11 protein-coding genes are annotated in these 14,043 nt (G+C 50.2%); 6 read left to right on the top strand and 5 right to left on the bottom strand.

Going from position 1 to position 14,043, the window contains the following annotated elements; all coding sequences use genetic code 11:
* Window positions 1-15: 15 nt before the first annotated feature.
* Window positions 16-303: a hypothetical protein gene (locus JTN23_RS19800; protein ID WP_247236773.1), complete on the bottom strand. Its 288-nt coding sequence runs from the start codon at window positions 301-303 to the stop codon at window positions 16-18.
* A gap of 108 nt (window positions 304-411) precedes the next feature.
* Here JTN23_RS19800 and JTN23_RS19805 point away from each other — a divergent pair, with 108 nt between their 5' ends.
* Window positions 412-1,311 carry a sugar phosphate isomerase/epimerase family protein gene (locus tag JTN23_RS19805; protein WP_247236774.1) on the top strand — a complete coding sequence of 300 codons (900 nt, stop codon included), beginning with the start codon at window positions 412-414 and terminating at the stop codon, window positions 1,309-1,311.
* A 57-nt stretch (window positions 1,312-1,368) separates the two neighbouring features.
* On the top strand, window positions 1,369-4,053 hold the full coding sequence (locus JTN23_RS19810; protein WP_247236775.1) for a PVC-type heme-binding CxxCH protein: 2,685 nt from the start codon (window positions 1,369-1,371) through the stop codon (window positions 4,051-4,053).
* 16 nt (window positions 4,054-4,069) lie between these two features.
* Here JTN23_RS19810 and JTN23_RS19815 read toward each other — a convergent pair whose 3' ends face one another.
* Window positions 4,070-5,077, bottom strand: coding sequence for a hypothetical protein (locus JTN23_RS19815; protein WP_247236776.1), 1,008 nt, complete (start codon window positions 5,075-5,077; stop codon window positions 4,070-4,072).
* 142 nt (window positions 5,078-5,219) lie between these two features.
* Window positions 5,220-6,053, bottom strand: coding sequence for a 4,5-DOPA-extradiol-dioxygenase (gene ygiD, locus JTN23_RS19820; protein ID WP_247236777.1), 834 nt, complete (start codon window positions 6,051-6,053; stop codon window positions 5,220-5,222).
* Between the two features lie 596 nt (window positions 6,054-6,649).
* On the opposite strand from ygiD, the gene JTN23_RS19825 reads away from it, so the two are divergent.
* A complete protein-coding gene (locus tag JTN23_RS19825) occupies window positions 6,650-7,300 on the top strand; it encodes a hypothetical protein (protein WP_247236778.1) in 651 nt (216 codons plus the stop codon).
* 52 nt (window positions 7,301-7,352) lie between these two features.
* On the opposite strand, the gene JTN23_RS19830 is transcribed toward JTN23_RS19825, so the two are convergent.
* Window positions 7,353-8,570 carry an RtcB family protein gene (locus JTN23_RS19830; RefSeq protein ID WP_247236779.1) on the bottom strand — a complete coding sequence of 406 codons (1,218 nt, stop codon included), beginning with the start codon at window positions 8,568-8,570 and terminating at the stop codon, window positions 7,353-7,355.
* A gap of 251 nt (window positions 8,571-8,821) precedes the next feature.
* Between JTN23_RS19830 and JTN23_RS19835 the strand changes: the two genes are divergently transcribed.
* Window positions 8,822-9,712, top strand: a complete 891-nt coding sequence (locus JTN23_RS19835; RefSeq protein WP_247236780.1) for a hydroxypyruvate isomerase family protein — start codon at window positions 8,822-8,824, stop codon at window positions 9,710-9,712.
* 90 nt (window positions 9,713-9,802) lie between these two features.
* Here the strand turns inward: JTN23_RS19835 and JTN23_RS19840 are convergent, their stop codons facing one another.
* Window positions 9,803-11,182, bottom strand: a complete 1,380-nt coding sequence (locus tag JTN23_RS19840; protein WP_247236781.1) for an SPW repeat domain-containing protein — start codon at window positions 11,180-11,182, stop codon at window positions 9,803-9,805.
* 598 nt (window positions 11,183-11,780) lie between these two features.
* Here JTN23_RS19840 and JTN23_RS19845 point away from each other — a divergent pair.
* Both JTN23_RS19845 and JTN23_RS19850 read left to right on the top strand, forming a co-directional pair.
* Entirely contained in the window at window positions 11,781-12,629 is an 849-nt protein-coding gene (locus tag JTN23_RS19845) for a sterol desaturase family protein (RefSeq protein ID WP_247236782.1), read from the top strand.
* A gap of 173 nt (window positions 12,630-12,802) precedes the next feature.
* Entirely contained in the window at window positions 12,803-14,002 is a 1,200-nt protein-coding gene (locus JTN23_RS19850; RefSeq protein ID WP_247236783.1) for a Gfo/Idh/MocA family protein, read from the top strand.
* The last annotated feature ends 41 nt before the right edge of the window (window positions 14,003-14,043 follow it).

Below are 14,043 nucleotides of genomic sequence, written 5' to 3' on the forward strand. Positions count from 1 at the left end.
CTTGCTTAAGGTATCCTACAAGGCACAGCGTAGATTGGTATGCTCCCCCATGGTACGCAGTTGTTTGAGGATCATAGAACACCTTTCGTAGTCTTCTGATTCTTCCAGATAAAGAAGTACTTCTTTGACAAATTGGGTCCCGAAAAGCTGAGCCATGTGGTAGTAGTCCTCATTACAGATCTGTACGGCCAGGGTACCCAGATGTTCATTGGAGAGAGGAAAGTAGAGTGTGATGGGCTTTTTTTCGGTGAAGTACTCGACCAACTCCTGGGCCAGAGTGAAGGATTCATCGAATTTTTCCATAGTAAGTGCTTCGATAGTGTGTATAGTGAGTCGTTCAGAGGGCTGAAAGTAAAAATTTTCTGCCTTTTACTTTTTAAGTTATTATCTAACGGCTTACTAGTAATTAAAATGCTGGAATCTTCCCGTCGAGACTTTCTTAAAACAGCCGGCCTGGGTGTGACCGGGCTGGGTATGGTGGACGTACCGGACCTGAACGCCCCCCTGACCTTGTCAGAATCTAAACCTAAAAAGGTAGAACTTGCCATAGCCACCATTACCTGCGACGGATTCGGGGATATGAACTTTGAACCGGCCTTCGCCATGATTCCAAGGCTCCCCTATAAGAATGTGGAATTTAACTGCTGGTACGCCCGGAACCTGACACCCGCAGGCATCCAGAGCATCAAAGCTCGTTGCCAGCAGCACAGGCTGAAGCCCATCTGTGTCCAGGGCAGTTCATTTGGAGCATCCGGTAACATCATAAAGGATGTGACGCACAAGCTTTGGAACATGGAAGCGGCCCGAAAGCTGGGCTGCAACCGGGTGAAGTTTACCGGGACGGGCAGGGGGAGTGAGGGAGGGTTGGATGCCATCATCAAAGTACTGAAGGAACTGGCTCCGGCAGCGGAGGAAATGGGGATGCTGATCCTGGTGGAGAACCACGCCAACAACAACCTGGAGACTATAGAAGACTATGACCGGCTGTTTAGTGCCATTGCGTCACCCAACGTAGGCATGTGTATGGACAACGCCCATTTCGACGGGGCTAACGTAGATCTGTACGAAGTAGTTGAGCGGTTTCATTCGCGTATCCTCCATATTGACCTGAAAGATACCGAGCGCAAGGGCATTCATAAGGTAGTCAGGTACGGCGAAGGCGTTACGGACAATGCCGGGGTAGTGGAGCGAATGCTGGCTTACGGCTACACCGGCTACCTGCTGATTGAAATGGCCCCTCCACAAAACCAGCAGACCCTGGAAGAAGACCTCCGGAAAGCCTACCATTTGTTCCAGAAGTACGAACGGTAGCGCCCCCATGGAAAGACTCACCAACAGTACTCGTACTACCAGGCAATTTCCACTTGTATGCGCAGAATAAAATTAATCTTCCATCGGCTACGGATCATGCCCACTGCCGCCTTATGCACCCTGTTGCTTCTGGCCGGATACCTGTTTGGGTTTAGGACCATAAATTCCGTTGCTGTACCTGACACGGAAGTTCCCCGGGTACTGGATGACCGGCTGGAGCTGATGCTGTTTGCCTCGGACCCTCAAATCGTCACTCCCATTGGTATCGCCATTGACAGCCTGGATCGGATATATGTACTTGAGTCGCATACCCACCTGCCACCTTCGGGCTACGGAGGTCCTAAGGGGGATGTCATCAAGGTTTTTGTTGATCAGAATGCGGATGGACTTCCAGACAACGTATCGGTTTTTGCGGAGGGGCTCAAAGAAAGTCTTAATCTGGCTTTTTCACCCGCGGGTCACCTGTATGCCGTAACTTCCAGGGAAGTATGGGCCCTGTACGACGAGGATAAGGATGGTGTAAGTGAGAAGAGAGAAAAGGTACTGGAGCTGGTAGAGCCGGCTTCTGTCTATGCCCATGCCGCCTTATTGGGTATCACGTTTTCGCCGGATGGCTGGATGTACATTTCCCGCGGGAACACCAGCGGCGCTGCCTGGAAACTGAAAGGTACGGACGGCTCCACCGTAGGAGGATATGGAGATGGCGGGAATATAGTGCGGGCGCGGCCGGATGGTACACAACTGGAAGAAGTGGCTACGGGGTTCTGGAATCCCATGGACCTGAAGTTTGATAGTATGGGGCACTTGCTGGCCGCTGACAACGACCCCGATAGCCGCGGACCTAATCGGCTGGTACACGTAGTACCGGGTGGCGACTACGGCTACAAATCCCTCTACGGGGGGAGTGGCATACATCCATACCTGTCCTGGAACGGCGAACTACCCGGTACGCTTCCCTTTGCGGTAGGTCTGGGAGAGGCACCATCGGGACTACTTGAGGCCACTTCGGCCGCTCTACCAGCCGATTACCAGGGGCAGATGCTGGCGAGTATATGGGAAGAAAGCCGTATCGTCAGGATTGGTCTGAAACCACAGGGCGTATCTCTGACCGGAAGTACCGAAGTAATAGTAGAGGGAAATCAGCAATTTCGACCGGTGGCTTTTGCTACGGATCGGAAGGGTACCATCTACTTCACCGACTGGGTCCTGCGTGACTACCCCAATCACGGTCGCGGGCGCATCTGGCGCCTCAAGTCAAAACCAGCAGTACAGGTTGTTAAGCCTAATCCTGTTTTGACTAATTCACAGACAATAGTGGGTAGTGATGAATTAGCGCAGGTGTATGCCACCAATTTAGAAGCCGATTATGAATATCTCATAAAAAAGCTCCAGTCTGGAGATCCTTTTCTGAGACATGCGGCTGTTCAGGTACTGGCGCGTCCGGTCTTTCATCCGCAGGTTATTGGAGCCATCAAAGACCCGGAGCCGGATGTACGGTTAGGAGCTATGCTGGCCCTACAGAAAGGAAAATATGCAGAGGCGATTCCAATCCTGCGGCGTCTGCTACGCGATCCCGATCAGCGCATCCGACAACAAGCCCTCCGGTGGATCGGGCAGGAGGGACTGTCAGACTTGCGGGCGGATGTGGATCAGGCGCTGGCGGTGGGTACCGCTACGCCTGCTTTGTTCGAAACATACCTGGAAACAATAGCACATCTGTCGCCCGATTTTATCAGTGCCTATCACCACCAGACTGAGCGCTATGCTAAGTCAATCAAGCGTAGCCTGCCCGAGCACTTCGTAGAGACCTTTGTGCAGGATTCAAAGCGTCCGGCTGCCTTACGGGCTCTGGCTGTGAGGTACTTGCCCAACCCGGCGGGGCAAATGCAAGTACTTACAGCCCTTACGCAGCAGGAACATGATCCTCAGCTCAGGGTTGAAGCAATCCGGACTTTAGCTACCGTACCGGATGAAGCCGTAGCAGCACAGCTGCTAAAAGTAGTCACCGGTACCACTGTTCCGGTGCAGGTAAGGGCTGAAGCGCTACTGGCTCTAACCCGACAACCCGTTGATTATACAGCCAGTGTACTGGCATTACTGGATGATCCTCAACAGGATATACAGATTGAAGTTGTGCGGTATCTGCGTGGATATGCCACTAACCCAAAAGTGCAGCAAGCCTTAAAACGGAAGTATACCACTCTACGAAAACAAAATAACTCACCCGTAGCCGAAATGATAGGATTAACCCTGACCTCTGCGGCGGCTCCATCCGCACGTCCGGTCACTGCTAAAGTGTGGCAGGTTGCGCTGCAGCAGGGTGGAAACCCCGAGCGGGGCCGGAGGGTGTTTTATTCACTTCAGGCGGTTTGCTCATCCTGTCATGCTATTCAGGGCAGAGGAGGTGATCTGGGGCCAAAACTCTCCAACGTAGGTAAATCCAAAACCCGTCAGCAGCTGGTGCAGGCCATCATAAATCCGTCCGAAGAGATAAGTCCAGAATGGCAGGGCTGGTACATCAGGCTCCACAATGGAGAGGTACACCAGGGGAGGCAAATTGACGTGGGTGATAAGGAAATAGAACTCTATACCCAGGCGGCTGGCTTCCGGTCGTTTAGTAAAAAAGACGTAGCCGAGTATGGCATGAACCAGACCTCTCTGATGCCGGAAGGACTGGAGAATCAGCTAACGGTGTCAGAACTGCTGGACCTGCTAGCGTTTCTGGAATCAGAAAAGAAATAGCAGGTTGAGTTATGGATCAAGGGGTATACCGTGCTCTTTTGGCAATAAATTCAAATACCGTTCGGTGGTAGGGATTGTGCTCAGGATCAGGGATACCCGAAGGTGGAATAGAGGGGTGTCCGTAGCCTTTCTGAAACATATCATGGTGGTACACAATGTAGCCACCGGCCTGCCATACCTGGTAGATCTGCAGGATCTGATCAAAGGGAGAGGGCGTTTCGGCGGGGCCTCCAAACTCTGCCGTACCATTGCGGGCCGGTTCGTCGTCTACCACCGGTTTTTTGAAGCGCTGCTGCAGGTACTTAATCTCCAGCGGGGCTACCTCCCAATGCCTACCTACCCACTGACGGCTGCTGTGCGGAGTCAGGAAGTCAAGTGTCTGGTTCTGCTTTTCATCCCCCAGGTCGCCGCCATAGCCAGGTGAGTTGGTGACCAGGCGTTTGGGATCATGGGTTTTGATGGTTTTGAGGTGGTCCAGTACACGGTCGGAGTGCTCGTTCCAGACCTGCAGCACTACATTGCGGTAGGGGAGTAGCTCCCTCGTTAGGGCTGCCACCGCTTTATCCGCCGACTGCTGGTCCAGCCTGATGTTATCATTATAACTCACACGGGCAAATAGCGCGAGTTCTATCACCATACCCTGCTCGGCAGCATCCCGGATGATGTTCTTTAGGGTAGTGAGGTGCTCCTGCCGGAGGCTTCCGTCGGTGTTGTAGAGCGTACAGGTGGGGCAGGTATCCACAAATCCCAGTTTGTTGTCCCATTGGCCCCACACACGCAACACGTTGATACCGTACTTCTCAAACTTGCTAAGCCATACCTTTCGGTCAGTGGAGCTTTTGTTGAAAGCCGGATTGAAGATGGCATTGAAAAAGCTGATGCCAGTAAAAGGAAAGGGCTTACCATCCATCAGGATCTGGGTACCTTGTACAGTAAGCTCTGGGTTAGACTGGGCCTTTGCTGCTTCAGGTGAAGCAATCAACACCTGCAGAATCAGTAAGGCAATAAGTAGATAATTATGCATCAAAGGTACGGTTGGTTGGAAGTAGACTCAGCACAGAATGACCCGCTGGTACTTACAAAAAACAGCAGGCGTTCAATTCTCATGACGCCTGCTGTAAAAAAATCCAACCTGATTAAAAAAGGGTGAGTTGCTCACCTTAGCTTTAAATGCTTTCTATCCTGACCGAAGTCATGGTCAATGAGCCACCAACGGCTTTGTCGTTGAAGAAAGATACCTTCTCGTCTTTTCCTTTCAACCCCAGAGTATACAGCAGGGGTAAGTAGTGCTCGGGAGTGGGGATGGCGAGCATGGCCTCCCGACCCAGGCTCTGGTAGTTGATCAATGGATCGTGCTCATCCTGGCTGATAAGCTGCTTGAAACGTTCGTTCAGTTCCAGCGTCCAGTCGTAGCCGCCCCCGCGAATCATCTCCCACGACACCATCCGAAGGTTATGCACCATGTTACCACTGCCTACTATAAGTACTCCCTTACGCCGCAGATCGTATAGCTCGCGGGCCAGCTCGTAGTGGTAGCGGGGGCCCTTGGTGTAATCTATACTAAGCTGAAGGACAGGAATATGGGCCTTGGGGTACATATGCCGGATGATGGTCCAGGTACCATGGTCGAGACCCCAGTCATGATCAGGCTCTACCTGTACAGAACTGACCAGCGAACTGATATCCTGGGCTAGCTGCGGATCGCCGGGAGCGGGGTACTGTACCGCAAACAGCTCGGGCGGAAAGCCTCCAAAATCATGAATTGTTTCGGGAAAACTCATGGCGGTGATTCGGGTACCCCGAGACAGCCAGTGCGCCGACACCACTACCACGGCTTTGGGCTCGGGTATCTCCGCGGCCATTCTTTGCCAGCGCTGGCTAAACTCATTATCTTCAATGCCGTTCATGGGAGATCCGTGCCCGATAAAGAGGACGGGCATGAGTTGCTCCTGGCGGGGTAGCTGCGAAGTAAAGTTCCTGAATTCAGATAGCCGGTTCATGATATAGGGTTAATTCTATTTTACTGAATATCGTATTCGTGTGTTCGGGTAATGATGCTTACAAATATATGTACATACATATAATGTAATTACGCGTAATATAGTAAAATAGTTTCCTTAGAGTATGAATTATCGCTGCCGTAGTATGAACAGGTATCGCTGAGGTAGGACCACATACATAAGTACCCTACCATTGCCCTCCCTATACAGTAGGTACGACACGCGCGAAACAAAAAAGGAAGCCAGTCGGCTTCCTTTTTTAGCACATTCCTAACCCTTTTATAAATAGCAATCAATTACTACTTTGATTTTGTAAGTCTACCCTTTTCAACAAGGCGTTTCCGTTTTTGTTTGTCAAACTACCTACCAAAGCACCATTCTATTCGATTATAATAATTCAATCTAAAATTATTATAACTTGTAGCGGTTCTAATACTCATAACCCTCTAATCATCACTTAAATGAGCAAAGCATTACCTCCCATTTTTTTTCTATTCTTTATTCTTCACCTGCCATTCCATTCCCTTTCTCAAAGTAGCCGTTGGACACAGCTTGGAAAAGCGGGTGATTGGAAAAACACGGTTGATATAGTCGCGATGAATGGCTATCTGTACAGCATTGAAACCGACGGTACATTATGGAAAACCGATGAAAACGGCAAGTATGAGAAACTGGCCGGAGAAGGAAGTTTTCATGATGTCAGGTTTCTGGTCGGACTGGATGGCTACCTGTTTACCCTGGAAGGTGACGGGGCATTATACCGGACCAACACACGCAGCCTCCGCTGGGAGAAGCTGGGTAAGGACTGGAAAAATACCGTTGCGATGGTAGCCATGAATGGCGCTCTGTACAGTATTGAAACCGACGGTACGCTGTACCTGACGGATAAGGAGGGCAACTGGAAACAACTGGGTGAGGCAGGTAGCTTCAAAGATGCATCACTACTGGCAGCCCTGGATGGGTACTTATGGACGGTAGAGGAAGGTACCCTGTACCGTACCAACCCCAAGTCGATGCGATGGGTACAGGTAGGTAAAGCGGGTGACTGGCAGGAAACGGTTGGATGGACCAGTGACCGTGGCTTTCTGTGGAGTGTTGAAGCCAATGGTACCCTGTACAAAACAAATAACCTGGGTAACTACGAGCAGGTAGGCGAACAGGGGATTTATTCGGAGATGACGCATCTGGCAGCTTTGAATAACTATCTCTTCACCATTGAGAAAGGAACCCTTTACCGTACCCGATAAAGTACTTCATCATAAGCAAGAAGGGTACCTACCGAGGTACCCTTCCTGGTTTTTAGTCCTTGTACGGATCGTATACTTCCATGCCCGCCATAGCTACTCCTACCGGTCGCAGCCGGTGCAGTACCCGAATGGTGTCACCCATGTAGCCTAATACCTCTTCCAGTTTTTTATAACACTCGGGGGCTTCGTCAGGTCCTGCTCCCCGGAGTTCTATACCGGCCTGGGTCATGTACTCCTTTACAGCAGTAAAATTGACCTTGCCCTGCGTAATAACAGTGGGTCTTTTTACTCCATTCTTGTCCCGCATCCATTTCATTTTACCGGCGGCCTGGGTACGTGACATCACCCTGCCGGCGCCGTGAACGGTGGAGTACAGCGCTTTTTTGGATTCTTCCGAATCTACCCCTTCGATAATCACGGAGGTGTCGGCCATGGTAGCTCCGATGAAGCCGAGCTGTCCCGGAAAAGCAGGGGTACAGCCCTTGCGTACGACCCAGTAGGTCTCACCAAAGTGCTCCTCTTTCCAGGCAAAGTTGTGGTGGTTATGTACCGAGAAGGTTACCTCCGGATGGTCCAGGATTTCCAGTACCTTATCTACCACCGCGTCGCGGCCAGCGTAGGCGTACTCTCCTGCCAGGTTCATGGCTTCAATATAGTCCTGACCAATTTCAGAGTCCAGATCAAACAGAATAGGCGGCGAATCCATGGATCCCTCCTTACCCATGTCCGTAAAAGACATACCCTGTGATAAGGCGATGAAGCCGGTAGTGGTACGATGGCCAAAGCCCCGGGATCCGAAGTGTACCCCAATCCAGAGGTACCCTTCCTCATCTTCAAACAGATCAATAAAATGATTGCCGCTGCCCACGGTACCCAGCTGGGGCTTGGCGAGGTCTTTATAGAACTTTCGCTGGGGTTTGAATTCAGCGTGCGCAATTTTTTCCAGCACCGGATGGTCTACCGGCTCGTTGTTAGGGCGGCCCACTCCGAAGGATATACGCCGGAAGATTTCGTCCATTACCCTGGGTATCTTTATATCCTTTACCTGCAGATTAGTACGGACGGCTTTATTGCCACAGGCTATATCAAACCCTACTCCCGAGAGCGAGATTTTATTTTTATAGGCCACAGCTCCACCGATGGGGTGTCCGTAGCCATAGTGGGCGTCGGCAGTCAGTACGCCTATATCTTCATCCGAAAGGCAGTTTTGGATCTGCCGGATGGAATTTTCATCAATGATTTCTTTCCCAAATATGGTCAGGTTCTTCATAAGGCGTGCGGTTAACTTCAAAGTACTACAGGTCTAAAAAAGCTGTACCTGCCGCAGCGAGTTATAACTGCCCGGATAGTCTTTGGATTGGATGAGTCGGGTGAAGCTTCTTGTCGCTCCAATATAATTCCTGTATTAAATACAGTAAATAAGGCTCATCCCTACCCTTTTTTAACTAGTGCCGATGAGAGGTACCTGGAAGTACCACTTTATTGTGCAGTAGCAACCAATTAGTTATACCTATACAACGCATGAAATCAACCTCAAACCGCCGTTCCGCACTTAAGAATATAGTGGGAGGTGCGGCCGCCCTTTCGGCACCGCTGACCCTGTCGCAAGCATTTGCTGCATCAGAAAAAGCACTTGGTCCTGAACTGAACGGCAAGATCAGACACTCCGTATGCCACTGGTGCTATAACAAAATTCCTCTGGATGAATTTTGTCGGGAAGCCAAAGCCATGGGTATCCAATCCGTAGAGCTACTGGGACCCAATGAGTGGCCTACTCTGAAGAAGTACGGTTTGACCTGTGCACTTCCCAATGGAGCGGGTATGGGTATCACCAAAGGATTTAATGATCCGCAGTATCACGACGAACTGGTAAAGAGTTATGAAGCCCTCTTCCCTAAACTGGTCGAAGCGGGTTATAATACAGTTATTTGTTTTTCGGGCAACCGGAACGGCATGTCTGATGAGAAGGGCCTCGAAAATGCAGCCATCGGACTGAAACGACTCATGCCTTCGGCCGAAAAGCACGGGATCACCATGATCATGGAGCTCCTTAACAGCAAGGTCAACCATGCGGACTACATGTGTGATAAGTCAGCATGGGGCGTGGAACTTTGCAAAAGAGTTGGCTCGGAACGCTTCAAGCTCCTGTACGACATTTACCACATGCAGATCATGGAAGGTGATGTCATTGCCACCATCAAGAAGAACCACCAGTACTTTGGCCACTACCATACAGGTGGAGTACCAGGCAGGGCCGAGATTGATGACTCGCAGGAGCTGAACTACCCTGCTATCATGAAAGCCATTGTGGATACTGGCTATAAAGGCTTTGTAGCACAGGAATTTATTCCCAAGCGGGCTGATAAACTCGCTTCGCTCAAGCAGAGCATTCAGATATGTGACGTAGCGTAATAGCCATCCGTACCAGTACCGGGGAGGCCTGTGTTGTTTACAACACAGGCCTCTCTGATTTCTGATGTACTGGTGAATTGTAAAATAGCTTCAGATAATGTACTTATCAATACTTCCTCTTTTGTCTTCCACCTTCCCCCTGGGTAAGGCCAGAGGAATTAATATGGCTCCGCAGATCATTCCATTCCACAAGGCGGCATTTTCCTCGGTACCTACTATCCAGGGGGCCGCAATCAGCCACAGGCCAAACAGCATCAGGATGAAACGCAATGGCCGGCCTACCTCGGACATGGCTATGACGGCAAAGGTAATGATGAGGGATCCGGTAATATTTTCACTGTACATAATAGTACCCTGATACCCTAATGTACTATACGCTGACATAACCCAGCCACCCAATACCAAGGCCAGTGCCAGGTTCCAGGGTCTGAGTGTAAGGTCATGGAACATCTCGCGACCCGTAAATTCCATTAAAGCAGCCGGTGATTTAGCTCTTTCTTCCTTACCACCCTGCATTGTACCTCCAAACCAGAAGGTAGTCCAGTAGGATGTACGATGTGCCCGCTTTTCGGCCCGCATCATCTGGATGGTCGCTACTGCTTCGTCGATGGTGAATGGTATCATTAGCATTGAAATCAGGGCGCTGGTAAGGCACAGGGTACACCAGTAGCCAACCGATACGGGTTGCAGGATCACCAGCGTGATACTCACCACTCCCAGTGGTATAATGAGTATTGCAAAAATGATCACTACCCAGGGCATGGTGCGCCAGCGATTGATGCCTCCAGCGCAGCCAAACAGGATATCCATTACGTAGGAGAATGCTCCCAGCATGGCATCCGAAACTGGAAACGACTTGGATACTTCGGAGGTAAGTACTTTACGGGTTCCATCTCCAAAAAATGGATCCCAGACGGTAGTGATATAATCCATCTGGTAAGCACCCATGTACCGGGCCACAAAAAAACCTACCCACGACAGGAAGATCACCGGCAGGCGCTGATTCCAGGTAGAGGGATTATAGCTCCAGCCCGGGGGTACATCTGGTCCCGGTCGCTCAAACAGCTTTAATCCCGGCTGTCCCGGTACAATAATTCCGAACACAACTACCAGAATACCCACCAGGTAGTTGTTGTGAAACCCCGCCTCTTCCTCAGCCCAGAAGATCATAGGAGCTATCAGCAGCCATACTCCCAGGAACACCAAGCTCCACTGCGCCCACAGCTTGTACGGGTTTAGAGCCAGGTAGCTAAAAACCATCAGAAAAAAGCCAGTCAGGATGTCGCTCCAGATCATGGTAGACTGCTCGTAGCCAAAGGAAGGGGGTGATGCAATCAGCCAGAACCCCAGCAGCATGGTACAGTAGTACACCCAGCCTATATTACGGTGATGTGCCTCGTGGGCATGCTGCCTATCCTGAGTGAACGTATTCTTTTCAACAAAAAATAAATTGCTAAACTTCAGTGCCATAGGGTATATGGTTTGGTGCAACAGCAAGTACTTGTATCTGGCTCTACAGGAGCTTCTCCCTAACCACTTCCCACTCTGGCCACCTGAGGGAGCTACTGACTTATTAACAGCTCTTTAGGCTTTATGTTTATAGGGTCTTGCTGTTTTCCACCGGCTACAATTAAAGAAGGTCGGGAAAGATGTTTGGAGAGCGACGGATGCGAAATACCTGAATAGTTAAGCGTTTTCCAGATATCACTTCTACCTAAGTTATCACGTTTTTGGGGCTATTATTTACCAGATCGGGTATTACCGGAGCTACTGTTAATCTGGCAGGATGATCCGTTTACTATTAACTGCTACTAGTCTTAGTCAAATAGATCAATAAGTTTTATGGTACAGGACAATTGATAAGAGGAAGTGGCCAGGTAGTCAGGCATTGAGTATATAAAGTACATGAGATACGTAGCAGGTTTAGATTGGAAGAGAAGCCGCTTCGAACCAATTAGAAAACGGATAGTTTGGTAAGTAACAATGGCAGGGCGGCCCTCTCCTCTGCTACTATATTATAAATTCAGTTGATCCACATCGATTCCTGATTTACCTAACTCCACACCTTATGAGAAAAAGCAACAGTGAACAGATCAGGAAACTTTTTGATTTCGGAGGGGCACCGATACTGGCAATTGGTGTCATAGGGCTTTTTTATACTGAAAAGCGGTACGCGCTGCGCAAGCGGAAGGACTCTGTCTGGCAGAGGTTGAAAACCAACGCCATGGTGTCGTCCACGGCAGTAGCTACTCTTCGTCTGTCGTTGATACCGGCGCTGGTCAGGGCGGCTACCTGGGCCCAGAAGTACCAGGTAGGGGTGCTCCAGGTACTTCGCCTGCCTTCACCGCTTAGCTCTATCCTAAGCTTCTTGCTGCTGGATTACGGGAGCTACCGCTGGCACAAACTCAATCATCGGCTGCCGTTTCTCTGGCGGTTTCACCAGGTACACCACGCCGATCTGGATCTGGATGTAACTACCGCTCTGCGATTTCATTTTGGGGAGGTACTAATCTCGGTACTGTACCGGGGAGGATGGGCGCTCCTGGTAGGTGCTACGCCCCGGCAGGTACTAGTGTATGAAGTCATCTTCGAGGGAGCTACCAACTTCCACCATACCAACCTGAAGCTACCGGAAAAGGTAGATCGTAGCCTGACCAATTTCATTGTGACGCCCCGCATGCATGGTATTCACCATTCGGTAGTAAGGCAAGAAACCGACAGCAACTACAGCGTGGTCTGTACGCTTTGGGACCGTCTGCACGGCACACTGCGGCTCGACATCCCCCAGGAGCAGATCAACATAGGTGTACCCTACATCAGAAAGCATACTGACGCTAAAGAGCTGATGGTAATGCCCCTCCGGCCCCTGGCTGAGTGGACTTTCCCGGATGGACAGGTACCAGTGCGGGTGCTTTAGGGCAAGATTGGTGTAATTACCCCGATAAGGAAATAAAGAGCCATTACTTTAATGGGGCTTCGCAACTCCGAATCATACCTGTTTGTGCTGTTCACGAAAAACATTAATGTATCTAAAAGGTTACAAATCAGCAGTAAGGGACTATTGTATTCAAGGTTACAACATGTACAAATATGAGTTCAGATCAACATCGTTTTTCGCGTCGGGAGGTACTTGGGCAGTTAGGAATGGCCTCGCTGACACTCCCGGGTTTGACTACACTTATGGGATTGAGGACATACAGTAGTTCATCGGGCGAGCTAATGGCGGCACTCGATCAGGACTCAATTTATGGAATGGGAACGGAGCGAAAACTAGGCGTCGCGCTGGTAGGCCTTGGCAAGTACAGTGAAGAACAACTGGGGCCGGCACTGGAGAAAACCAGCCTTTGTCAGTTGACAGGTATTGTTACGGGTACTCCCGATAAAGCCAAAAAGTGGAAAAAGAAGTATAACATTCCCGACAAGAACGTCTATAACTACCAAACGTTCGACCAGATTGCGGATAATCCGGCTATTGATATTGTGTATATAGTACTGCCTAACACCATGCATGCAGAGTACAGCATCCGGGCGGCGCAGGCGGGTAAGCATGTCATCTGCGAGAAGCCCATGGCCATGACAGCGGCGGAATGCCAGCAGATGATTAATGCCAGCAATAAAGCAGGTAAAAAGCTCTCCATAGGGTACAGGCTCCACTTTGAGCCGCATCACCACGAGCTGATGCGATTAGGCCAGAATGAGGTAATGGGGAAGGTAAACCGGATAGTCGCCGATAACGGGCAAAAGCAAAGCAATGATACCCCCTGGCGGCTGGGTGGCGGCGTTGGCGGGGGCGGACCTCTGCGAGATGTAGGCGTCTACTGTATACAGGGAGCTATATACACAAAAGGCGAGGTGCCAATAGCCGTAACCGCCAAGTACCATCCCGTTACTGATCCGAAGAAGTTTGACAAGGTAGAGGAAGGTATGGATTTCCAACTACACTTTGCGGATGGTACGGTAGCCGAGTGTAAAACCAGCTACAACGATAAATACAACAAGCTGCGGGGCGAAGCGGCCAACGGATGGTTTGAACTATCGCCTGCCTATGCCTATGATGGATTGAAAGGAGCAACCAGCCAGGGTAAAATGAACATCGAGAACGTACCTCAGCAGGCCCGGCAGATGGATGCTTTTGCTGATTGCATCCTCAACAACAAGGCTACATCCGTTCCCGGTGAAATGGGTATGCGGGATGTGCAGATTATCGAAGCCGTATTTAGGGCAGCCCAAACGGGAAACAAAGTATCCACCAGGGAGGTGGTACAGGTTTTGGATGCAGTTAAAAAGTAACAGCAAGTCTCAGCTATTTTTGAGATATATCCTTAAAAACT

It is taken from the genome of Telluribacter roseus (assembly GCF_017355915.2).
GTDB lineage: Bacteria > Bacteroidota > Bacteroidia > Cytophagales > Spirosomataceae > Telluribacter.

What these genes read in the sequence shown, in the direction of transcription:
- JTN23_RS19800 (WP_247236773.1), bottom strand. Translation starts at nt 303, where the DNA reads ATGGAAAAATTCGATGAATCCTTCACTCTGGCCCAGGAGTTGGTCGAG.
- JTN23_RS19805 (WP_247236774.1), top strand. Translation starts at nt 412, where the DNA reads ATGCTGGAATCTTCCCGTCGAGACTTTCTTAAAACAGCCGGCCTGGGT.
- JTN23_RS19810 (WP_247236775.1), top strand. Translation starts at nt 1,369, where the DNA reads ATGCGCAGAATAAAATTAATCTTCCATCGGCTACGGATCATGCCCACT.
- JTN23_RS19815 (WP_247236776.1), bottom strand. Translation starts at nt 5,077, where the DNA reads ATGCATAATTATCTACTTATTGCCTTACTGATTCTGCAGGTGTTGATT.
- ygiD (WP_247236777.1), bottom strand. Translation starts at nt 6,053, where the DNA reads ATGAACCGGCTATCTGAATTCAGGAACTTTACTTCGCAGCTACCCCGC.
- JTN23_RS19825 (WP_247236778.1), top strand. Translation starts at nt 6,650, where the DNA reads ATGAATGGCTATCTGTACAGCATTGAAACCGACGGTACATTATGGAAA.
- JTN23_RS19830 (WP_247236779.1), bottom strand. Translation starts at nt 8,570, where the DNA reads ATGAAGAACCTGACCATATTTGGGAAAGAAATCATTGATGAAAATTCC.
- JTN23_RS19835 (WP_247236780.1), top strand. Translation starts at nt 8,822, where the DNA reads ATGAAATCAACCTCAAACCGCCGTTCCGCACTTAAGAATATAGTGGGA.
- JTN23_RS19840 (WP_247236781.1), bottom strand. Translation starts at nt 11,182, where the DNA reads ATGGCACTGAAGTTTAGCAATTTATTTTTTGTTGAAAAGAATACGTTC.
- JTN23_RS19845 (WP_247236782.1), top strand. Translation starts at nt 11,781, where the DNA reads ATGAGAAAAAGCAACAGTGAACAGATCAGGAAACTTTTTGATTTCGGA.
- JTN23_RS19850 (WP_247236783.1), top strand. Translation starts at nt 12,803, where the DNA reads ATGAGTTCAGATCAACATCGTTTTTCGCGTCGGGAGGTACTTGGGCAG.